The organism is Haloterrigena gelatinilytica, from assembly GCF_013342145.1.
GTDB classification, from domain to species: Archaea; Halobacteriota; Halobacteria; order Halobacteriales; family Natrialbaceae; genus Haloterrigena; species Haloterrigena gelatinilytica.
This window is the reverse complement of sequence record NZ_JABUQZ010000001.1, coordinates 1,184,907-1,204,646: the sequence shown is the minus strand read 5'-3', so window position 1 is coordinate 1,204,646 and position 19,740 is coordinate 1,184,907. Positions and strand designations below refer to the sequence as shown.

Annotated in this window: 18 protein-coding genes and 2 pseudogenes; 6 read left to right on the top strand and 14 right to left on the bottom strand. The window is 67.6% G+C overall.

The genetic code is table 11. The features are described 5' to 3' along the window. Positions 1-241: 241 nt before the first annotated feature. The 3 genes from HTZ84_RS06135 to HTZ84_RS06125 all read right to left on the bottom strand — a co-directional run bounded on the left by HTZ84_RS06135 (position 242) and on the right by HTZ84_RS06125 (position 5,443). The gene (locus HTZ84_RS06135) at positions 242-1,219 is read right to left on the bottom strand and encodes an aldo/keto reductase (RefSeq protein ID WP_394353260.1); all 978 of its coding nucleotides are present in this window, start codon (positions 1,217-1,219) and stop codon (positions 242-244) included. Positions 1,220-1,340: 121 nt separating this feature from the next. After that, on the bottom strand, positions 1,341-3,581 hold the full coding sequence (locus tag HTZ84_RS06130; RefSeq protein WP_174679863.1) for a PQQ-dependent sugar dehydrogenase: 2,241 nt from the start codon (positions 3,579-3,581) through the stop codon (positions 1,341-1,343). A gap of 176 nt (positions 3,582-3,757) precedes the next feature. Continuing rightward, a complete protein-coding gene (locus tag HTZ84_RS06125; RefSeq protein ID WP_174679862.1) occupies positions 3,758-5,443 on the bottom strand; it encodes an acyl-CoA mutase large subunit family protein in 1,686 nt (561 codons plus the stop codon). Positions 5,444-5,629: 186 nt separating this feature from the next. On the opposite strand from HTZ84_RS06125, the gene HTZ84_RS06120 reads away from it, so the two are divergent. After that, a complete protein-coding gene (locus HTZ84_RS06120; protein ID WP_174679861.1) occupies positions 5,630-5,866 on the top strand; it encodes a hypothetical protein in 237 nt (78 codons plus the stop codon). 44 nt (positions 5,867-5,910) lie between these two features. Here HTZ84_RS06120 and HTZ84_RS06115 read toward each other — a convergent pair whose 3' ends face one another. Continuing rightward, positions 5,911-6,537, bottom strand: a complete 627-nt coding sequence (locus HTZ84_RS06115) for a GNAT family N-acetyltransferase (protein ID WP_174679860.1) — start codon at positions 6,535-6,537, stop codon at positions 5,911-5,913. A gap of 266 nt (positions 6,538-6,803) precedes the next feature. Here HTZ84_RS06115 and HTZ84_RS06110 point away from each other — a divergent pair, with 266 nt between their 5' ends. Further along, complete coding sequence (locus HTZ84_RS06110; protein WP_174679859.1) at positions 6,804-7,070, top strand: hypothetical protein; 267 nt, start codon at positions 6,804-6,806, stop codon at positions 7,068-7,070. Positions 7,071-7,268: 198 nt separating this feature from the next. Here the strand turns inward: HTZ84_RS06110 and HTZ84_RS06105 are convergent, their stop codons facing one another. From HTZ84_RS06105 to HTZ84_RS06090, 3 genes and pseudogenes are all read right to left on the bottom strand, one after another. Then, complete coding sequence (locus HTZ84_RS06105; protein WP_174679858.1) at positions 7,269-8,225, bottom strand: M48 family metallopeptidase; 957 nt, start codon at positions 8,223-8,225, stop codon at positions 7,269-7,271. A 74-nt stretch (positions 8,226-8,299) separates the two neighbouring features. After that, positions 8,300-9,088 (bottom strand): annotated as a pseudogene (locus HTZ84_RS06100) (hypothetical protein); the annotation flags it as partial. Between the two features lie 805 nt (positions 9,089-9,893). Next, positions 9,894-10,451: pseudogene (locus tag HTZ84_RS06090) on the bottom strand (HAD family hydrolase); the annotation flags it as partial. A gap of 575 nt (positions 10,452-11,026) precedes the next feature. Here HTZ84_RS06090 and HTZ84_RS22770 point away from each other — a divergent pair. Beyond that, the gene (locus tag HTZ84_RS22770; protein ID WP_254611715.1) at positions 11,027-11,779 is read left to right on the top strand and encodes an alpha/beta fold hydrolase; all 753 of its coding nucleotides are present in this window, start codon (positions 11,027-11,029) and stop codon (positions 11,777-11,779) included. Continuing rightward, on the top strand, positions 11,662-12,207 hold the full coding sequence (locus HTZ84_RS22765; protein ID WP_254611714.1) for a hypothetical protein: 546 nt from the start codon (positions 11,662-11,664) through the stop codon (positions 12,205-12,207). The genes HTZ84_RS22770 and HTZ84_RS22765 overlap by 118 nt, the downstream gene beginning before the upstream one ends. Before the next feature lie 90 nt (positions 12,208-12,297). Here the strand turns inward: HTZ84_RS22765 and HTZ84_RS06080 are convergent, their stop codons facing one another. From HTZ84_RS06080 to HTZ84_RS06050, 7 genes are all read right to left on the bottom strand, one after another. Further along, a complete protein-coding gene (locus HTZ84_RS06080) occupies positions 12,298-13,140 on the bottom strand; it encodes an alpha/beta fold hydrolase (RefSeq protein ID WP_174679857.1) in 843 nt (280 codons plus the stop codon). A 5-nt stretch (positions 13,141-13,145) separates the two neighbouring features. Further along, complete coding sequence (locus HTZ84_RS06075; RefSeq protein WP_174679856.1) at positions 13,146-13,673, bottom strand: YciE/YciF ferroxidase family protein; 528 nt, start codon at positions 13,671-13,673, stop codon at positions 13,146-13,148. 195 nt (positions 13,674-13,868) lie between these two features. Then, complete coding sequence (locus tag HTZ84_RS06070; RefSeq protein ID WP_174679855.1) at positions 13,869-14,426, bottom strand: NAD(P)/FAD-dependent oxidoreductase; 558 nt, start codon at positions 14,424-14,426, stop codon at positions 13,869-13,871. Positions 14,427-14,506: 80 nt separating this feature from the next. Next, positions 14,507-15,922, bottom strand: a complete 1,416-nt coding sequence (locus tag HTZ84_RS06065; RefSeq protein ID WP_174679854.1) for a uracil-xanthine permease family protein — start codon at positions 15,920-15,922, stop codon at positions 14,507-14,509. Positions 15,923-16,096: 174 nt separating this feature from the next. Next, positions 16,097-16,642, bottom strand: a complete 546-nt coding sequence (gene hpt / locus HTZ84_RS06060; protein ID WP_008895098.1) for a hypoxanthine/guanine phosphoribosyltransferase — start codon at positions 16,640-16,642, stop codon at positions 16,097-16,099. A 101-nt stretch (positions 16,643-16,743) separates the two neighbouring features. Beyond that, on the bottom strand, positions 16,744-18,102 hold the full coding sequence (locus tag HTZ84_RS06055; protein WP_174679853.1) for a sodium:calcium antiporter: 1,359 nt from the start codon (positions 18,100-18,102) through the stop codon (positions 16,744-16,746). Then, positions 18,099-18,335, bottom strand: coding sequence for a hypothetical protein (locus tag HTZ84_RS06050; RefSeq protein WP_174679852.1), 237 nt, complete (start codon positions 18,333-18,335; stop codon positions 18,099-18,101). Before HTZ84_RS06050 ends, HTZ84_RS06055 begins: the two co-directional genes overlap by 4 nt. Before the next feature lie 145 nt (positions 18,336-18,480). On the opposite strand from HTZ84_RS06050, the gene HTZ84_RS06045 reads away from it, so the two are divergent. Both HTZ84_RS06045 and HTZ84_RS06040 read left to right on the top strand, forming a co-directional pair. Continuing rightward, entirely contained in the window at positions 18,481-18,684 is a 204-nt protein-coding gene (locus HTZ84_RS06045; RefSeq protein WP_174679851.1) for a hypothetical protein, read from the top strand. Between the two features lie 16 nt (positions 18,685-18,700). After that, on the top strand, positions 18,701-19,633 hold the full coding sequence (locus HTZ84_RS06040; RefSeq protein WP_174679850.1) for an SDR family oxidoreductase: 933 nt from the start codon (positions 18,701-18,703) through the stop codon (positions 19,631-19,633). Positions 19,634-19,740: the final 107 nt, after the last annotated feature.

Genomic DNA, 19,740 nt, shown 5'->3' with positions numbered 1-19,740 from the left:
ATCCCACTCGCGGATCCAAGACGAACCGAACCGTTCTGCTATCGTGGCAACAGGGAATCGCCACACCCTCCCCAGCCGATTGCGGTCCTCGCTCCCCGAAGTCGCTGCGGTCCTCGTCCCTCGCGCAGTTTTGAGCCGCGACTCGCTCGTCGCTCGCGCGGCTCAGCGCGCGCCACCGCATACGATGAGTAATCGAAGCGGTGCGGAGATCGCCTCCCGGTCGTTCGATCCGAGAGACCTCTCACCGCAGTCCGAGCGTCGCGGCCACCTGATCCCAGAGGCCGTCGCCGACGTCGGCGACCGCCGCCAGCTCGTCGTTCGAGAGTTCGAAGTCGAAAATATCGGCGTTCGCTTCGATGTGCTCGCGGCTCGAGGCCTTCGGAATCGCCGCCACGCCGGGCTGCTGGACGAGCCAGCGCAGCGCGACCTGCGACGCCGACTTGTCGTGGGGCTCGCCGATTTCGGCGAGCCGGTCGTCGCCCGGGACGGTCCCCTCCGCGAGCGGGCTGTACGCCGTCAGGCAAACGTCGCGATCGACGCAGTACTCGAGCAGGTCGTCCCGGTGGTGGTAGGGGTGGTACTTCACCTGGTTCGCGACGATGGGCGTCTCGGACAGCTCGCGGGCGGACTCGAGTCGCTCGACCGAGAAGTTGCTGACGCCGACGTGATCGACGGCCCCCTCGTCCTGGAGGTCGTTCATCGCGGCCAGCGTTTCCTCGAGGGGCGCGCGGTCGCTCGGCGCGTGGAGCAAGAGGAGGTCGACCGCCTCGAGCCCGAGTCGCTCGAGGCTCTCGCGGGTCGACGCGAGGACGTCGTCGCGCGCGGCGTTGTCGGGGTGGACCTTGGTGACGACGAAGACGTCCTCGCGGCTCACGTGTCGCTCCTCGCTCGCGGTTTCACCGCTCGCTTCACCGGGATCCTCGCTTCGCTCGGAGCCCGCATCTCCCGCTCGTTTCTCCGAGGACTCACTGCGTTCGTCCTCACGGGTGACTCCGCTGGCGGCGAGGGCCTCGCCGACGGCGCGCTCGTTGTCGTACATCTGGGCGGTGTCGACGTGTCGGTAGCCGACCTCGAGTGCGGTCTCGACGGCCCGCCGGCACTCGTCGCCGGTCATTCTGGCGGTGCCGAATCCGAGCGCCGGAATCTCGGCGTTCCCTGCGGTAACGGTCGCTGTCGAGACGGTCTCGCGCATGGCTCCGTGTTTCACGTCGTGAGCCATCAACCCCGGGCCGGCAAAGAGAGTCGCAATCGCTGTGGTTCGAGGATGGGCCCGGCGGGTGGCTCGAGTCGACTCGAGCGGGATCGAACCGTCGAACCGAAGCGACGCGGCGACGGCGGGCTCAGGCGCCGTCGCTGGTCTCGTTCGCGCTCGGCGTCTCGTTGTCGGTCGCGTTCTCACCGTCGGTGGCGTTCTCGGCGATCGGCTCGTCCTGCGTGTCCTCGGTCGCGTTCTCGTCGGCCGCCTGATCCCCGGATTCGACCGCTTCGTCCTCCGCGGGCGGTTCCAGCGACTCGCCCTCTCCCGGCGGGACGATCTCGAAGACCGTGCCCGTGTCGCCCTCCGGAACGCCCACCTGGTTGGCGAGCACGTACACGTTGCCCTCGAGGTCTTGGCCGAACTGCCGGACGAAGTACGGGAACGAGCCGTCTTCTGAGCCGGCGAGCTGGAGTTCCTCCATGTTCCAGAGCTCGTCTCGCGGGACGACCTGCTCTTGGCCGCCACCGCCGACGTCCGCCGCGCCGTCGTCGGGCGTCTCGTTGGACGCGTTCGTCTCATTGGTCGCGTTCGTCTCGTTCTCGAAGCCTCCCTCTTCGATCCCGCCCTCGCCGGGCGTCACGTTCTCCGAATCCTCCTGGTCGTCGGGACTCGTCCCTTCGGTCTGGTTGCCGCCGCCGTTACCGGTCGTCTGTCCGGTGCCGTCGCTCGGCTCCGAAGCGGCGAGGATTCGCCCCTGCGGGGACTGTCGTGCCGGATCGGCCGTCCAGTCGCCGAAGACGTACTTCCCGTCGAGGTCCTCGATGTCGCCGGCCTCGTAGACGTGGCCGCCGATGATCGTGATGCCGACCACCTGTTCCTCGTAGACGTGTGGGTACTCGACGATCGGATTCTGTAGCTCCTGTCCGTCGTACGGCGCTTCGTCGGGCGCCGAGTCGGGGCAGTCCTCCGGCGGTTGGCTGGGGCTCTCCGTGCTGAAGCAGTGGGTCCCCTCCTTGACGTTCCAGCCGTAGTTGCCGCCCGCCTCGACGAGGTTCGCTTCCTCGAAGAGGTCCTGGCCGGCGTCGGAGACGAACAGCCGTCCGTCGCTGTCGAAGGAGATCCCGAACGGGTTTCGGAAGCCCCACGCGTAGTGTTCGGGGAGCGCGTTATCCTCGTCGACCAGCGGGTTGTCCTCGGGGATCCCGTACGGTCGATCCTCGCCCTCCTGATCGACGTCGAGTCGGAGGACGCTTCCGAGGAGATTCTCGCTGACGTCCTGGCCGTTCCCGCCGTCGTTCTCGTCGTACCAGTCGTCGACGTGGCCGAGCATATCGTCGTTGGCGCCGCCGCCGTCGCCCATCGGGACGTAGAGGTAGCCGTCGGGGCCGAACGCCATCGGGCCGGCAACGTGGTTGTACTGCGGGGACTGAATCTCGAGGAGGCGACGCTCGGAGTCCGGATCGGCGCTCGAGCCGTCGTCCGCGACCGTGAACTCGGACAGTACCGAGACGTGGCTCCAGCGGTCCGGGGTCTCCTCGTTCGGCGGTGCGCTGTACCGGACGAAGAATCGTCCGTTCTCGGCGAAGTCGGGGTGGAACTCGACCCCGAGCAGTCCGCGTTCGTCGTAGTCTTGGGTCCCTTCGGCGTACTCGCCCCGGAAGGTTCCGAGTTCGAGCATCCGGTCGCTGACGTCGAGGAACGGCTCGTCCTGCAGGCCGTCTCCCGTGACGACCCACAGTTCGCCGGTCTGGTCGGCGACGAAGTATCGCTCCTGCTCCTCGTCGGCGACCGCCATGTCCGTCGGGGCGGTCATCCCCTCTGCGACCGTCTGCACGCCGATCTCCGCGCCGGGATCGAAGAATGCTGCGGCCTCCTCGTCAGTCGCTTCGTCCTGCTCCGCCCCGCCTGCACCCCCGCCGCCGATCTCGATATCCCCGCGCATCGTCGCCGAATGGGGCTCGCAGTAGTACTCGGCCATCTCCTCGGTCGCCTCGAACTCGAGCGTCTGGGTCTCGCCCTGCCCGGTCAGGAGTTCCGTCCGCTCGAGTTCCTCTCCCTCGCCGCTCTCGATGACGATATTGTGGGGTTGCCCGTCGAGGTTCTCCCAGGTCAGTTCGTAGGCGGTTCCGGCCTCGAGTTCCAGCGTCGGGTTCGTCTCGCCGGCGATGTCCTCGGGCGCGACGCCTTCCCAGCCGCTGGTCTGGCCACCCAGTTCGATCGTCTCGGTCTCCTGGGCGGCCGCGAGATCGCCCAGCGCGACGACGCCGCCCGCGGCGGCCGCGGCCTGCAACAGGCGGCGACGGGAGGTCCCAGTGGCGTCAACCGGCGGTTCGGATACCGGGGTCGGACGCTCGTCGAGTCGCTCGTCGGATCGCTCGCTCATAGGTAACTCACGGCATCGCTGTCGGCCGATATTCGGATAAACAGAGCCGACCGTTCCCCCGAGTTCCCCGCACAACGGAGTGTTGCCTCTGAACCGCCCGACGGCAGCGTCCGTAAACGAGTGTTACTCGAGACACATCGGTAGCGTTACTCGAATCAACTCGTGGGTTCAGTTCCTCAGACCGCGCCGCCGGGCTGGTACTCGCCGAACTCGTCGCGCATGACGTTACAGATCTCGCCGACCGTCGCGTACACCTTCACGGCCTCGATGATGTAGGGCATGAGATTCGCGTCGCCCTGCGCGGCCTCGCGCAGCGCCTCGAGTTTCGCGTCGACGGCCTCGTCGTCGCGCTCGGCCCGGACCGTCTCGAGACCGTCGATCTGGCGCTGCTGGTCTTCCTGGGTGACTTCCTCGACGTCCATCTCGGGCTCTTCGTCCTCGATCTGGAACTCGTTGACGCCGACGATGATCCGCTCTCTCTCCTCGATCTCCTTCTGCCGGTCGAAGGCCGTGTCCTGGATCTGGCGCTGGACCCACTGCTGCTCGACGGCCTCGAGCATCCCGCCGCGCTCCTCGACCTCATTGAGAATCTCGTAGGCCTCTTCTTCGACCTCGTCGGTCAGCGATTCGACGTAGTAGCTGCCCGCCAGCGGGTCGATGGTGTCGGCGGCGCCGGACTCGTGGGCGAGGATCTGCTGGGTGCGCAGGGCGGTCCGAACCGATTCCTCGGTCGGCAGCGCGAGCGCCTCGTCCTTGCCGTTGGTGTGGAGGCTCTGCGTGCCGCCGAGCACCGCGGCCAGCGCCTGATAGGCGACGCGGACGACGTTGTTCTCGATCTGCTGGGCGGTCAGCATCGAGCCCGCGGTCTGGGTGTGGAACTTCAGCTGCTTGGACTTGGGATCGTCCGGATCGAACCGCTCCTCGACGATGTCGTGCCACATCCGCCTCGCGGCGCGGAACTTGGCGACCTCCTCGAAGATGTTGTTGTGGCCGTTGAAGAAGAACGAGAGCTGCGGGGCGAAGTCGTCGACGTCGAGGCCGGCCTCGATGGCCGTCTCGACGTACTCGATGCCGTTGCCAAGCGTGAAGGCCAGTTCCTGTGCGGCCGTCGAGCCCGCCTCGCGGATGTGGTAGCCCGAGATCGAGATGGTGTTGAACTTCGGCGTCTCGTCGGCGCAGAATTCGAAGATGTCCGTGATGATCCGCATCGACGGCTCGGGCGGATAGATGTAGGTGTTGCGCGCGATGTACTCCTTCAAGAGGTCGTTCTGAATCGTCCCCCGGAGCTCCGAGCGGTCGACGCCCTGCTGGTCGCCGACCGCGATGTACATCGCCAGCAGCACCGACGCGGGCGCGTTGATCGTCATCGACGTCGAGACCTCGTCTAACGGGATGCCGTCGAAGACGGTCTCCATGTCCGAAAGCGAGTCGATGGCGACGCCCGCCTTGCCGACCTCGCCGGCGGCCATCGGGTCGTCGGAGTCGTAGCCCATCTGGGTCGGCAGGTCGAAGGCCATCGAGAGCCCCGTCTGCCCCTCGTCGAGCAGGTAGTGATACCGCTCGTTGGTGTCTTCGGGCGTCGAGAAGCCGGCGTACTGGCGCATCGTCCACAGCCGCCCGCGATACCCCGTGGAGTAGACCCCGCGCGTGTACGGCGGCTCGCCGGGGTTCCCCAGATCCTCCTGGTAGTCGAGGTCGGCGACGTCGTCGGGCGCGTAGAGCCGATCGACCTCCTGGCCCCCGGTATCGGTGGTGAACGTGTCCTTGCGCTCGCCGAAGCGCTCGAGGACGGGCGCGACCTCCTCCTCGTGCCACTCCGCCTTGCTGGCACGGATCTCCTCGAGATCGTCCTGGTCGAACATTATCGTTACTGATTGACGGGCTGGGGCTTGAAGGTTCATGAAGGCGGCCAGTATCGTCCCGAGTCGCGACGGGACTCCGGCGGAATCGTCTCGAGCGACGGCGCCGTCACCGCACACACCTCCGATTTCGTGACCGTCACTCGGCGCGGCACGACCGCTTTTCAGCGATGCCGTAGTAGGGCCGGTATGGAGCCGCCGGTACCGACCGACGACGACCGAAACCGCCGTCGGGCGGCGCTGTACGTCGCCCCGTTTCTCGCGATCGGGGTGGCGAACCTCGTCCTGTTACTCGGCTGGGGGCTGGATCCGCTGTGGGGGTTCGCGATCCTGCCGCCGATCCTCGCCGTCTCCGCGATCGCGTGGGTCGCGTTCGCCCACGGGTTCGACAGGCAGCCACAGCAGATACACGATCGGCGTAACTGAGCCGTCGCTCGATCCTCGGCGCGACCGGGGCGTTTCGCGACGCGTTACCGACCCGTATCGTACTTGTACGTCGCCGACTCGGTGTCGATCCCGAAGTCCTCGGCCGATTCGTCGTTCGACACGTCCTCGCGGCCCTCGGGAGCGCGTTTGAACGCCTCGCGGAGGCGGTCGGGCATCCGGAACCGATCGACGTCGATCGTGAGCGGCACGGCGTCCGGATCGACGCCGTCGCGCTTGTCCTCGAGTCGATCCCGGAGCACCGCCGGCAGTTCCGACTCCTCGACGCGCTCGAAGCCGAACTGGGCGAGGTAGGCTCCCTCGCCGGTCAGCGCGTAGACGGTGTCGAACCCCTCGTCGCCGGCGTACTCGACGATCCGTTCGACGACGTGGGCGCCGACGCCCTGTTCGCGCCAGCCCTCGAGCACGCCGATGCTGGTCAGCTCGCAGACGTCGTCCGCGCGCCCGCCGGCGCGATCGGAGTCGGCGTTAGCCGACGCAGCGCCGTCGGTTTTGTGGATCCGAATCCGCCCGAAGCCGGCCTTCTCGCCGGAGGCTTCGTCCACCGCGACGACGTAGTCGCGCGAGCGGAACGCCGTCTCGTCGAGCCCCATTGCCTCGATGTGATCGAGCAACCAGACCTCTTCCCTGTTTTTCGCGTCCCGCACGTACATGATTCGAGGTACGACCCGTGCAGCCAAAAGTATTTGCGGGTTCGCGGACGCCCGATTCGGCCTCCCGTAGCGCGAACGGGGGTTCCTCGTCATCGATCGAATCCCCTGCTGCATCCGTCCGGATAACTGTTCGAACAATTCTGCCACCGTATATGGGGACTTTGTCCTATAGATCCGGGGATATGGAGTCATGCTAGTCGAGAATAGGGAATTATGTCCACACATGGGAAACACTTATTCTGAAGTGTGGTTATAGTTCGCATACAATGGTCGAATGCGAACGCTGCGGTGACGAGGTATCCCGTCTCTTCGAGCACCGAGCCCGAACGGAGACCATGACCCATCGGCGAACCGAGCGCGTCTGTGCGAGTTGCCATCCGACGCTGCCGGCCGAGCTCGAGCGCAAGCAGACGCGCGAGCGCGCGGTCACCGACGGCGGCACGCGCGTGAGTTGCTGCCCGACCTGTTCGGGAACGACGATCGACGACGGCGGCGTCCTCAGGTGCGTCGAGTGCGGCTGGACCGGTGTGTGAACGAGTCGTCCCGTTCGATCCCGTCGCGTCCCGTCCTCGAGTTCTCGCGCTGACCCATTTCGTTCGCCATAGTCACTCATCGCCCCGAAACGCGTTCTCGAACGGCTCGAGACGATCGTCGTTGCCGCTCTCCGCTTCCACGTCTCCACCGGCCCCGCTACGATATCGTTCTCGCTAGTCCGAACCGTCTCGAGGCGCTCACTGAACCCGTTGCGACCGGCCGTTCGCCGAGCCGGTCCGCGCCCGCTCGACCAACCGTTCGACCCGCTCGCTCGTGTCGGGGTGCGTCGAGAAGAGCCGCGTCCAGTCGTCGTCCTCGGTGTGCACGTACAGCGGCGAGAGCAGCCCGCGGCGCGGATCGGCCACGCGCTGGATCTTCCGAAGAGCGCGGGCGAGCGCGAGCGGGTTCCCGGTGACCGCGGCCGCGCGGTCGTCGGCGGCGTACTCCCGCCGGCGCGAGTGGGCGCGGACGGCGAGGGTCACCAGCAGGAACGCCAGTTGGACGCCGCGCTCGAGGCGCCGGAGGAGGCGACCGAAGATCGTGCGCGGCCACGCGCCGGGGCGGCCGCGCATCAACGCGATCGCCCGCGCGGCGCCGACGATCGCCAACAGGAGCGGCGAGCACAGCAGAACGAGGAGCCCGGCGACCGTCTGAAACACGCTCAGCGCCAGCGTCTGGACGAACGCGTCGTACCCCTCGAGGTGGGCGAGCTCGTGGGCGAGCAGCCCCTCGAGTTCGTCGACGGTCAGGAATCGAAGCAGCGACCGGTCGAGGACGATCGCGCCGCTGCGCGCCGAGCCGATGGCGAACGCGTTGGGCGCCGGGAGTTGAGCGACGTAGATCGTCGGCGCGTCGACGCCCATCCGTTCCTCGAGGCGGTCGAGTCGGTAGTAGAGCTTCGGGGCCCGCGACCGCGGGAGTTCGACGGCCTCGAGCCGCGAGAGGACCGCCGACGTGCCGAACCGGTAGCTCAGGTAGCCGACCAGCAGTCCGGTTCCGACGACGACGAGCGCGGTCGTCGCGGGGTCGGGGGCCGCCCGCCAGAGGGCGGCGAGCGCCAGGTAGCCGATCCCGGCGACCCCGAGGTACGTCAGGAGGAGCAGGCAGCCGACGGCGACCATCAGGAAGCGGGTGCCCGTCGAGCGGGAACGCATGGCTACCGACCGGTAGGGCCGGCTCTCGGAAACGGGTATCGGATTTCGCGGTTACGACCGTCGGACCGAGCCGACTACCCCGCCGTCAGCGCCTCCTCGAGGCGCTCCTCGATCGCCTCGAGGTCGTCGGTGAGCGCCTCGCCCTCGGCGTCCGCGAGTTCGTCGATGCGGTCGGCCAGGCCCTGCAGCCGCGAGTACTTCTCGTCCTCGTCGACGCCGATCTTCTGGACGTAGACGTCCTCCTCGGCGTCGAACACCGCGTCCTCCTCGAGGTCGGTCACCGACAGCACGACGTCGAGTTTGTCCGGGTCGACGCCGAGGACCCACTCGCGGGGGATCCCGCGCTCGTCGAGCGCGGCGAGAACGGTCTCGTCGTCCTTCGGGCGGCGGCGCGTGCGGGTCGTCCGCCGGACGGTCCCGAAGCGGCCGTGCAGTTCCTGCTCGGGCCCGAGCCGCTCGAGCAGTTCGTCTCGGGCCGTCGCGCGGACCCCGTCGGCGCCGCGCTGGACGTCCGAGGCGAGGACGTAGTAGTCCGTCAGGGACTCGGTATCGAGCGACTCGAGGGCGCCGTGGTCGTCGACGTCTAGGTGTTCGACGAGGTGGGCCAACAGCAGGGCGTCGTCGTGGAGCCGCTCCGGCGGCGTTCGCGCGTCGGCAGCCGAGACGAGAAACGGGCTCTCGCCGCCCGTCGCGTCCTCGTCTCTGACGATCGTGTCGCCCTCGACGGCGTACGAGTCGGAGAGCGAGGACGCTGCGCGTAGGGTCTGACGCCCGGCTGCAGATCGTCGACGGCCATTCCTGGTCCTCGAGCGGTCGTCGAAGACGCCGAACTGCTCGCGCCAGAGCGGGCGCGCGTCGGCAGCCGAGACGGCGTTCGCGCGTCGGCAGCCGAGACGAGAAACGGGCTCTCGCCGCCCGTCGCGTCCTCGTCTCTGACGATCGTGTCGCCCTCGACGGCGTACGAGTCGGAGAGCGTGAGGACCGCCGCGTAGGGTTCGACGCCCGGCTGCAGATCGTCGACGGCCATTCCCTGGTCCTCGAGCCGGTCGTCGAAGACGCCGAACTGCTCGCGCCAGAGCGGGCGTTCCTCGGTGCTGTCCGCGAAGCGGACGACGATTCGGTCCTCGGCGTCGGTCTCGATTCGGAACGGCCGCTCGGACAGCGGCGTCAGGAGCTGTGCGCCGGACTCGAGGGCCGTACACTGCGATCGAAGGTCGTTCCAGTCCGCGTCGTTCATAGCGGTCGCTCCCACCCTCGAGTGCAAAAAGCGATGGCCGGAATCTGCGGCGATCCGAGCGTCGTCGCGGTCGACTCGCGTCGGCCCCGTGCGGCGCGTCGCTCCCTGACAGTTCGTGGGAAACCGTTACACACCTCCTCGGCGCACGGCCGGCCATGGACTGTCTCTTCTGTAACGCGGCGGTACCGTTCACCCAACACGAGATGGCGTACCACATCTTCGAACTCGCCGACGTCGACAATCGGTGGCGGCTCTGTCGGGACTGCGCGGCGTTCCGAACGGCGGGCGAGGAGTACACGGGCACCGGTCACCGGAGCACCGGCAGCCGGCACGGACCCGGGACCTGCGTCGACTGCGACGCGGACGCGGCGTACGGCGTCGCGCTGTTCAAGGAGACGCCCGCGGGCGATACCGTTCCCGACGACAGCGTCTATCACGTCCTCTGCCGCGTTGTGGGCCGCCTGCACGTCGACCGGTCGATCGCCGACGTACAGCGCCGACTCGGCCTCGAGGGAGTCCATGGCGCGTTCGATGTTGGTCGGATCGGGCTTGCGCCGGGAGAGACCGTCGGGGGTGAGCGGACAGCCGTAGACGGTCTCGAACAGCGATCGAAGGCCGAAGCGGTCGAGCAGCCGCGAGACCACGGTCGGGTGGTTGTCGCTGACGACCCCCAGCGGCGCCTCGAGCGATCGCACGGCGGCGACGTCGTCGTACATCGAACGCAGGCCGCGTTCGACGTCCGCGAGCTGGGTCCGGATCATTTCGCTGGCCGCCTGCGAACAGAAGGTATCGGTGTCGACCTCGAGCCGTCGACAGCGGTCGGCGATCGATTCGAAGTCGCCGCTCAGCACCTCCTGGACCGTCTCCGCCGCGGGGTCGGAGCGGCCGAGCTGCTCGTAGGTCCGCGCGAGCGCGTCGTACATGCGCCGTGGCGAGGGGTTCTCGACCACGACGCCGTCGAAGTCGAACAGAACGGCGTCGTACTGCATTCTTGCAGGCTGTTATGCAGTCGAGAACAAAAAGATATATGTGTGAAAGTTACCCACGACAGATCGACACGCACCTCGAATCGCGGGGCTCCCGGACGAGACGGCGGAGAAAACGCGGCGAATCCGAGAGCGGGGGCGTTCCGACGCGAGCCTCGAGTCGTCCCCGCTCCCGGTGGACTGACCGGTGAAAAGGGTTCGTCGTTCGTTGGGTCTCGACGGGATCGCGGAAACGGGCCGCGCGATAACGGGTCCGGAGCGACGGTGGACGCCCGTTGCAATACGTCACGAAGGTGCGCGGCCCGCCGTCGAGCACGGTGCGCCCATCGGCCGTCGGACTTGCTATCGCCCGACTGTACTCCTCGCTAGAGCGGCCACGAGCATAAACTATGTGGGTGACATACTCATGCACGTCTCGGGAGAGGCGGTGCTCGGCCGCCGTCTGGGCTCGTCTCGCGACGACGGATCGCGCCGAGGTCGTCGCCATCACCGGCGTGCCGGTCCCCCGAGAGTACCTGCGGAGTGTGCAGGGACGGTCCTGATAGCCGCCTAACCGGTAATCGGGTCAGACTCAGCAGATGGATCCGCGAGAATTCTATCGACAGACCCTCGATCGGACCGCCAGAACGCCGGCGAAAATCGCACAGGCCCCGCTGCGCACGGGCCAACTCGCGACCGCCGAGCCCGGCGTCACCCCCTACGAGGTCGTCTACGAGGAAGGACCGGCGTCGCTCCGACGGTACGAACCCCGTGTTCCCGCCGACGAACGTCGGGACGTGCCACTGGCGATCGCGTATCCCTTCATCAACGACCCGTCGATCCTCGACTTCGCCGACGACCGGAGCGTCGTCAGTGGGTTCCTCGACGACGGGTTCCCCGTCTACGTCGTCGAGTGGGGCGACGCCTCGCCGCTCGACCGCTCGCTCGACCTCGGCGATTACGTCTGTCGATTCCTGTACGACTGCATCGATCACGTCCGCGAAGAGACCGGTTCGGACGCGGTTCACCTCCACGGCTACTCGACGAGCGCCCCGCTGGCTGCCGGCTACGCGGGTCTCTTTCCAGACGACGTTCGGACCCTCGTCCTTCAGGGACCGCCGCTCGCGTTCGAGACGGCCGCCGACGGCGAGTCGGAACCGCGTGCCGCGACGGCTCCGACGCGCACACCGGCCCGTCGACCGAGGCCGTCGATAGCGCGGACGGCATCGACCTCGTGCGAACGCTGGCGGCCAACCACGACCCCCAGCAGATCGCCGACGCCTTCGACGCCGTCCCGTCGCCGCTGCTCGAGGCCGCGCTGGCGCTTCGCAAGCCCGTCGAGTACACCGTGACGAACCCGCTGCGGCTCTGGGATCGGCTCGACGACCCCGCCGTCGTCGAGGAGTACGGCCGGAAGCGCTCGTGGGCCGCGGGCGGCCCGGCGCTCTCCGGCGCGGCCTACGCGGAGTTCGTCACGGAACTGGTCCTCGAGAATCGACTGCTCGAGGGCACCTGGGAACTGCACGGTCGGTCCGTCGACCTCGAACGGATCGACATGCCGGTCCTGTTGATCCTCGGGACCGAGGACGAATTCGTCCCACCGCGGGCCGCTCGCCCCTTCCTCGAGGCCGTCGCCAGCGAGGACGCGGCCGCCCTCGAGTTCCCGACGAGTCACGTCGGGACGTCGGTGGCTCCCGAGGCCCACGACGAGTGGTGGCCGCGGGCCCGCGAGTGGCTCTCGGAGCGGAGCGGCGTCTCGAGCGAGAGCGAGCCGGCTTGACATCCACCCCGCGCTGAAGCGCGAGGCTTTCGCCTCGAATCTTCCGTAATACCGTTCGCAGCCACGACTCTCCGTCAGTCGGAACGCTCCTCAGGCCTCGAGCGCCTTCGGTGCCGTCCGCTCGAGGAACGACCGAACTCGCGAGTCGAACGTGAGCTTTCGCTCGTGGAAGGCGCCGTGTTTCGCGCCCGAAACGATCTCGAGCTCCCCGTTCGACAGCCCGTCGGCGGTCTCGCGCGCGAGGTCCGCGGTGAAGTACGGATCCCGCTCGCCGGCGAAGACCAGCGTGGGCTGGTCGATCGCCGCGAGTCGATCGCAGCCGTCGAACTCGAGGATGAACTCGAGCGAGCGCCGGACGTCGGCCGGGACGGCCGGGCGGGGTTGCACGAATCGGCCGGCCGTCTGGAGCGTGAGCGGATACGCCATCGCGCGCCCGTCGGAGAACATCGCGACGGCCAGTTCCGAGCGGATCGACGCCCAGTCGCGCTCGCGGGCGAAGCGTTCGAGCCGCCGCACGGTCGATCGGGCGTCGCCGTCGAGTCGACAGGCGGTGTTCGCGAGAACGAGGCGGTCGACCAGTTCCGGCTCTCGGCGAGCGAGGGCCTGCCCGATCAGACCGCCCATCGAGATGCCGATCACGTCGACGCCGTTGCTTGAGCCGGCGATCGCTTCGAACGCCGCGGTGTGCGAGGCGATCGCGTCGTCCTCGTCGTATCCCGCCGGCAGCCCGCGCGGGCGACTGAGGACGTAAACGGTGTACTCGTCGAGGTATCGAGCGAAGTAAGGGGCGAGCGTCCACCCCGAAAACGGTGGATAACTGCCGGAGAACATCGCGTCGCCGAACCCCGGCATGACGACGAGCGCGCGATCACCGCTCCCGACGCTGACGTAGGGGTGGCCGCCGGGGAGCGTTCCGGTATCGCTGCTAATCACGGGCCCTACGACGGGGTCAGCCGGTCCCACAGCGACTTCATGTCCGAGGCCGTCTCCATCGCCGACAGTTCGCGGTAAGTCGACTCTTCCTCGTCGTGGTTGGACTTGAGGGGTTTCTTGATCTCGTTGTCGTACCCGATCTTGTTCGCCATCGTGGTGAGGCCCTCGTAGGACGTCATCTCGATGCGCTCGGTCATCATCGCGGCGTTCAGATAGGCCATGTTGAGCATGTCGTCGTCCTCGATAGCGTCTTCGAGGGTCGCCCGCTCCTGCTCGAGCGCGTCGAGGACGGGATCCTCTCGTCGCTCCGCCGGCCGGTCGAGAGCCGCGAAGACCTCCTCCAGACGCTGGACGTGCGTCCGGGTCTCGTCGCGGTGGTCCGCGAAGCCCTCGCTCATCCGATCGTTGCTCGCGTTGATCGCCATCTCGTCTAACGCCTCGACGAGTTCCTGCTCGGTGTAGTACATCTGGGCGAGTTTGTGGTGGAACAGTTCCTCGAGGTCGTCGATGCGGTCGACGTTGGTAGTCGCCATACGAATACCGGCGACGACTACGCGCTTAGTCGTGGGCCCCGAACACGCAGGCCACAAATCGGCTCATCTATCGCCCGAAAATCTCCTCCACACGTGCTCTAAACGGAGATTAGAGATCGGCGACGAACCGGCGGCGCATCACTCGAGGCGACTCGAGGAACCGACACCGTCGGGAGTACGATGGACCGTCCGGAATCACGCGACGTCGTCGGGAACGTCGAAGTCGTGGAAGTGCTCACCCTTCTCCTTGCTCAGAATGTCCAGCGCGGCCGAGGCGCCGTCGCCCGCGGCGATGACGGCCTGCCACTCCTCGTCGCGGACCATCGCGCCCGTCGCGTAGAGGTCGTCGACGCTCGTCTCGGTGTCCAGATCGACGTCGACGGTGCCGTCGTCGGAAAAGTCTACCTCGAGATCCTCGGCCATCGACCGGTCGGCGCCCGTCGCGAGGACGACGTAATCGGCGTCGTAAGCGTCGTCCTCTGTTTCGATGGTGAAGCCGTCGCCGCCGGGGTCGACGTCGGTCACCTCCTCGCCGACGCGGACGTCGGCGCCGCGATCGCTGACCTGCCCGCGGGTCAGTTCCATGAACTCGCTGCCGCTGATGCTCCGGATTCCGGGGTAGTTGAACAGGTGCGCCTTGTGCATCCAGGTCTCGTCGGTGTCGAAGACGACCGTCTCGAGGTCGTTCTTCGCGGTGAACAACGCTGCGCTCAGGCCGGCGGGACCGCCGCCGACGATTACGACGTCTGGCATGGACGGCGGTACCACGAACGACCGGAAAAGGATTATTTAGGCGTTAGAGACCGTCTCGGGTTCGAGAACGCCGGCGGTGCTCAGTCGTCGCTCGGCCCGGCGGCGGGGGTCTCCGAGTCCGCGCTCGCGTCGGTCGCCACGGGGGCGGCGTCGAACAGCGGGCTCGAGTCGCCGGGGACGAACGTGTTGAGCGCCAGCGCCGACAGCGCGGTCGCGATGACCGGCTGGCCGAAGAACAGTTCGGCGCGGCTCGGCAGTCCCGCGAGGGCCTCGGGCGTCGTCGCGATGCCGAGACCGAGGCCGAGCGAAACGGCGACGATGACCGTGTTCCGGCGATCGAGTTCGACGTGCGTGACGATCAGTCGGAACCCGCTCGCGGCGACCATCCCGGCCATCAGCAACACCGCGCCGCCGAAGACCGCGCTGGGGATCGTCGTGACGGCGGCGCCCACTTTGGGACTCAGGCCGAGGACGGCGAGGAAGACGCCGCCGATGCCGACGACGTGGCGGCTCATCACGCCGGTGAAGTTGACGATGCCGACGTTCTGGGAGAACGAGGTGATCGGGAACGCGCCGAAGATCGAGCCGAGCGAACTCAGCAGGCCGTCGTTGAACAGCCCGCCGCGGAACTCCTCGTCGGTCGGGTTCCGGCCTTCGGCGGCCGTGACGCCGGACATGTCGCCGACGGTCTCCATCGAGGAGACCAGAAAGAGGACGGCGAACGTGGCGATCGCGATCGGCTCGAACTCGAAGCCGAAGCGGGTCGGCGACGGCAGGGCGATCCACGCGGCCTCGCCGACGGGTCCGAAGTCGACGATCTCGAGGCCCGTCGCGAACGTGAGGGCGATGGCGGCCGCGTAGCCGACGACGATCGCGACCAGCACGGACAGCAGTCGCGTGACGCCGCGCGTGAACATGTTGAGCCCGACGGCGATCGCCAGCACGAGCGCGGCCAGTCCGAGGTGTTGCAGGCCGCCGAAGGTGCCCGCCGCTTCGGCGGCGGAGCCGCCGGCGACGTAGTCCATCGCGACGGGAACGAGGTAGAGGCCGATGATGACGACGACGAGGCCGGTCACCAGCGGCGGGAAGAAGGGTTTGATGCGTTTGAACTGCCAGCCGATCAGGCCTTCGACGACGAAGCCGGTGACGAGAATCGCGCCGAAGACGGCGGCCAGCCCGAAGCTGGCGCCGATATCGATCGTCGCGCCGACGAAGGTGAAACTCGAGCCCATGACGATCGGCAGCCGAGCGCCGACCGGGCCGACGGTGTAGGCCTGGACCATCGTCGCCAGTCCGGAAAACAGCAGGACCATCTGGACGAGGTAGGCCGCGTCGGCCTCGAGACCGACCCCGTTCGCGACGACGTACGCCACCGCCGTCGCCGGCACGATCATGACCGCGACGTGTTGCAAGCCCAGCAGGATCGATTTCGGTAACGGCGGTTTGTCGTCGACGCCGTATTCGATCTGAATGCCCCCGTCAGTTTCGTTCGACATGCTATACCCTCTCCGTAGCGAATCGATGTACAAAAACTCTCGTATATGCGCTCATCGAGCGGCCGTCCGGGGGCGACTATATGCACTATCGTGCATAGAAGTGCGATAGCAGCGACGCGGAGCCGCCGCTACCCGGTCCGGCGAAACGAACGATGGAAGCCGAACGAGCGCCGATCAGTGAACCGTGACTTCGCCGTCTTCGACGGTGATGTCGAGGAGGCTCGTCGCCTCGAACGGCGTCTCGTCGAGCGCGGAGTCGCCGACCTTCCGCATCACGACCACGATGTCGACGATATCGGCGCCGATGTCGTCCAGCGCGGTGCAGATGGCCGCCAGCGTCCCGCCGGTCGAGAGCATGTCGTCGACGATCAGGACGCGGTCGCCCGCCTCGACGTCGTTGATGTACATCTCCGACTCGGAGTAGCCGGTCTGCTGGTGGAGCGAGACCTCGCCCTCGAGGCCGTAGGGACGTTTGCGGATCACGACCAGCGGGATGTCGGTCTGCAGGGAGAGGGCGGTCGCGAGGTGGATCCCCATCGCCTCCGGGGCGACGATCTTGTCGACGTCCAGATCGGCCGTCTGCATGACCTCGACGACGACCTCGCGCAGCAGGTCGGGGTCGAGCATCGGCACGCCGTTGCTGATCGGGTGGACGAGGTACTCGTAGCCGTCCTTGTCGATGATCGGGGCGTCGGAAAGGGACTCGATGAGCTTCTCCATACCGCCGATTGGGGGAATCGGTGCAAAAACGGATCGTTCCGTATCGCGGGTCGCCCATCGGTCCCCCGTCCGACCGCGACGACCGCGTCGGCCCGTCGCGGTCAGTCGTCCGCCCCGTGGGGCCGCTCGCGCCCGGAGACGGCGCTGCTGATCGTGCTGCCGGTCCGCTCGACGATCCGCCGCAGTTCCGACCGTCGGTGGACGAACAACGCCAGCCCGAGGACGATGTAGACGGCGCTATAGACGAGCAGCATCTGGTAGGTCGAGATCGGCAGCGTGACGACCTCGCGGATCACGGCGAACTCGAGCAGCACCTGCGAGACGAACAGCACGAGCAGGGCGACCGCTTCCCGGGCCGTAACCTCGAAGTCGATCAGGAGCGCGATGGCGAAGAACGACTGGGCGGCGGTGAGCCAGATCTCGCCCATCTGCTTCTGGTCGAACGGCAGCGCGCCGTACTGGCCCAGCGCGAGCGAGTAGACGACCACGAGCGTCCCGATGAGCAGCGTCCACTGGTTGAGCTTCGAGGAGATGAGGGCGTTGAAGCCGGCCGTCGATCGGGTCTTGTTGACGAGGTAGGCGACGACGATCAGCTCCGGCGACTCGGAGGCCAGCGGCGCGATCCACTGGATCATGAAGAAGGGCGGAATCCCGGCCTCGGTGCCGAGATCCTCGAGCCCGTGGGCGAACGGCTCGACGGCGACGAAGATCACCAGCCCGGAGTAGGCGAACAGCCCGACGACGCTGGCGATCCGCTTCGGCTTAGAGAACGACTGGAGGTATGCCGGGACGCCGGTGTGCATCTCGTTGGGCTCGACGTCGCCGCGGAGGATGATCGCGATGTAGGCGACGTACAGGCCGACCAGAAAGGCCATGTCCAGCGCGTCGATACCGCCGTTCAGCGGCACTAGGAACGCCCACAGCGTCGCCAGCAACAGGAAGACGATCTCGAGGCTGATGTCGGGATCGATCCTGACCGAATCGCGGAGATAGCCGTCGCGGTTGATGACGGCGGGATCTTCCCTCGAATCGCGCCGGAAGACCGTGAACAGCGCGATACCCGACCAGCCGAGGCCGATGAGGATCCGGTTGGCGCCGGTCATGTTGGCGACGGCGAGGTTGCCGGCCTCGATCCCGCGCTCGGTGCCCGCGAACTGGCCCGCGTTCCACGCGTAGAGGGCGTCGACCGCGTACTCAGGGGCGACCGCCAGCACCGCGAGGACCGCGATCGCGAACGCCCGGGGGACGTCCTTCTCGGCGGTCTCGGCAGCCCACGCGAGTAGGAACGCGGCACCGAGGATCGAGACTCCGCTGGCCGCGACGGTGCCGAGCGTCGAGAGCCCGCCGAACGTCGGCCCGAATCCGAGCGCGGGCAGCGCGTCGGTCGTCGCCCAGAGGAGCATCCACGGCAGCGTCAGCGCGGCCGCCGCGCCGATCGTTCCGAGCGAGCGGTTGCTCACGGAATCACCTCCGTTTCCGTCTCCGCTTCCGTTCCCGTCTCCGTCCACGTCACCGACGGCACTCCGTCCGGTCGCGTCCCCGCAGACTCCGTTCCGACGCCGAGCCGTCGATCACCTCGATCGCGACGCGTCTGCTCGGCCGCGCGACCGCTTTCCCTCGGGACCGCGACGGGCGACCGATCCCGACCTCGGCGGCCGCGATCGAACCCCCCGAACAGTCGCCATTCGTCCATGGACGCACGCACTCGCAGGGAGGAGTAAAGCCTGCCGCCTGCCATCCCGCGGTCGAGAACCGCTCGGAGCGGCGTCGACGGCCGGACGGCTCCGAACCGAGTCCCTGCGGAGGCGGTTGCCGAGTTCACCATCCGATCCGTACAGGTGCTGTCCGAGGACGAGTCGGTCGACGAGGAACTGGTCCCCGACCTCTCCGACGAGGAGCGCATCGCCGCGGGGATTCGGAACGCGCTCGAGTTCGGCTGTGGTCGACGGCTCGACTTCGCGGTACGGCCGAGCGCGACCGCGAGCCGATCCCGGGGAGTCGTCGACGTCGGCACAGTCCCGCCCGGGTACTATCCCCCGTGAGCGCGTGTATCACCGCATGGCCGACACGGTCCTCATCACCGGTTGTTCCTCAGGTATCGGACGCGCGACCGCTCGGGCGTTCCTCCGGGACGGCTGGGACGTCTACGCGACGGCCCGCGATACCGAGTCGCTGACCGACCTCGAGGCGGCCGGCGCGACCACGATGGGCCTCGACGTCACGTCGGACGCGGACGTCGATCGAGCGGTCGACCGCATCGTCGAGGAACGGGGTCGGATCGACTGTCTCGTCAACAACGCCGGCTTCGGGCAACTGGGCCCCATCGAGGACGTCCCCATCGACAAGGTCCGCGAGCAGTACGACGTGAACACCTTCGGTCCACAGCGGCTGGTGCGCGCCGCGCTCCCGCACATGCGCCGGCAGCGGTCCGGGACGATCGTCAACGTCACGAGCATCACGGCGCGGTTGCCGATCGCGGGCATGGGGGCCTACAACGGCTCGAAGGCGGCGCTCGACGCCGTCAGTTTGACCCTCCGTCAGGAGGTACGAGACCTCGGTATCGACGTGGTGGTCGTCGAACCGACGGTCGCGGCGACGCCCCTCTACGATCGGATCCGCGAGGAACTCGTCGACGTCGATCACGGGACGGCCTACACCGACCTCTACGAGTTGCACGAACTGCTCCACACCGTCAAGGCGGGCGGGCTCGGCATCGCGTCTCCCGAAGCGGTCGCCGAGACGATACTCGAGGCGGCGAACAGCGATACGCCGAAGCGCCGATACACGGTCGGTTGGACGGGGAAAGTCGGAGGGATCGTCGCGAGCGTGGTTCCGGAGCGGTGGCGCGCGCCGCTGCTCGCCGCCGGCGTTCGCGTCGCCACCTCGGCCCCGGGAAATCGAATCCTCAAATGGTGGTTCGCGAGAAATCACCGCGTAGACCGCGTCGATTACCCCGAAGCCGGTGAGCGCCCGCTGGGGGAGCGACGCTGACGGACGGGTCGACCGACCTCAGCGAGGACGACCGAGCGCGCTCCGCTCGAGGACGTTCACCGCCTCGAGACCGTCCGGTGGGGCGGAAAAACGGCTTTGTGACTGCT

Excerpts from the sequence above, each read along its gene's own strand:
- HTZ84_RS06135 (WP_394353260.1), bottom strand. The coding sequence starts at position 1,219 with ATGGCTCACGACGTGAAACACGGAGCCATGCGCGAGACCGTCTCGACA.
- HTZ84_RS06130 (WP_174679863.1), bottom strand. The coding sequence starts at position 3,581 with ATGAGCGAGCGATCCGACGAGCGACTCGACGAGCGTCCGACCCCGGTA.
- HTZ84_RS06125 (WP_174679862.1), bottom strand. The coding sequence starts at position 5,443 with ATGTTCGACCAGGACGATCTCGAGGAGATCCGTGCCAGCAAGGCGGAG.
- HTZ84_RS06120 (WP_174679861.1), top strand. The coding sequence starts at position 5,630 with ATGGAGCCGCCGGTACCGACCGACGACGACCGAAACCGCCGTCGGGCG.
- HTZ84_RS06115 (WP_174679860.1), bottom strand. The coding sequence starts at position 6,537 with ATGTACGTGCGGGACGCGAAAAACAGGGAAGAGGTCTGGTTGCTCGAT.
- HTZ84_RS06110 (WP_174679859.1), top strand. The coding sequence starts at position 6,804 with ATGGTCGAATGCGAACGCTGCGGTGACGAGGTATCCCGTCTCTTCGAG.
- HTZ84_RS06105 (WP_174679858.1), bottom strand. The coding sequence starts at position 8,225 with ATGCGTTCCCGCTCGACGGGCACCCGCTTCCTGATGGTCGCCGTCGGC.
- HTZ84_RS22770 (WP_254611715.1), top strand. The coding sequence starts at position 11,027 with ATGGATCCGCGAGAATTCTATCGACAGACCCTCGATCGGACCGCCAGA.
- HTZ84_RS06075 (WP_174679856.1), bottom strand. The coding sequence starts at position 13,673 with ATGGCGACTACCAACGTCGACCGCATCGACGACCTCGAGGAACTGTTC.
- HTZ84_RS06070 (WP_174679855.1), bottom strand. The coding sequence starts at position 14,426 with ATGCCAGACGTCGTAATCGTCGGCGGCGGTCCCGCCGGCCTGAGCGCA.
- HTZ84_RS06065 (WP_174679854.1), bottom strand. The coding sequence starts at position 15,922 with ATGTCGAACGAAACTGACGGGGGCATTCAGATCGAATACGGCGTCGAC.
- hpt (WP_008895098.1), bottom strand. The coding sequence starts at position 16,642 with ATGGAGAAGCTCATCGAGTCCCTTTCCGACGCCCCGATCATCGACAAG.
- HTZ84_RS06050 (WP_174679852.1), bottom strand. The coding sequence starts at position 18,335 with ATGGACGAATGGCGACTGTTCGGGGGGTTCGATCGCGGCCGCCGAGGT.
- HTZ84_RS06040 (WP_174679850.1), top strand. The coding sequence starts at position 18,701 with ATGGCCGACACGGTCCTCATCACCGGTTGTTCCTCAGGTATCGGACGC.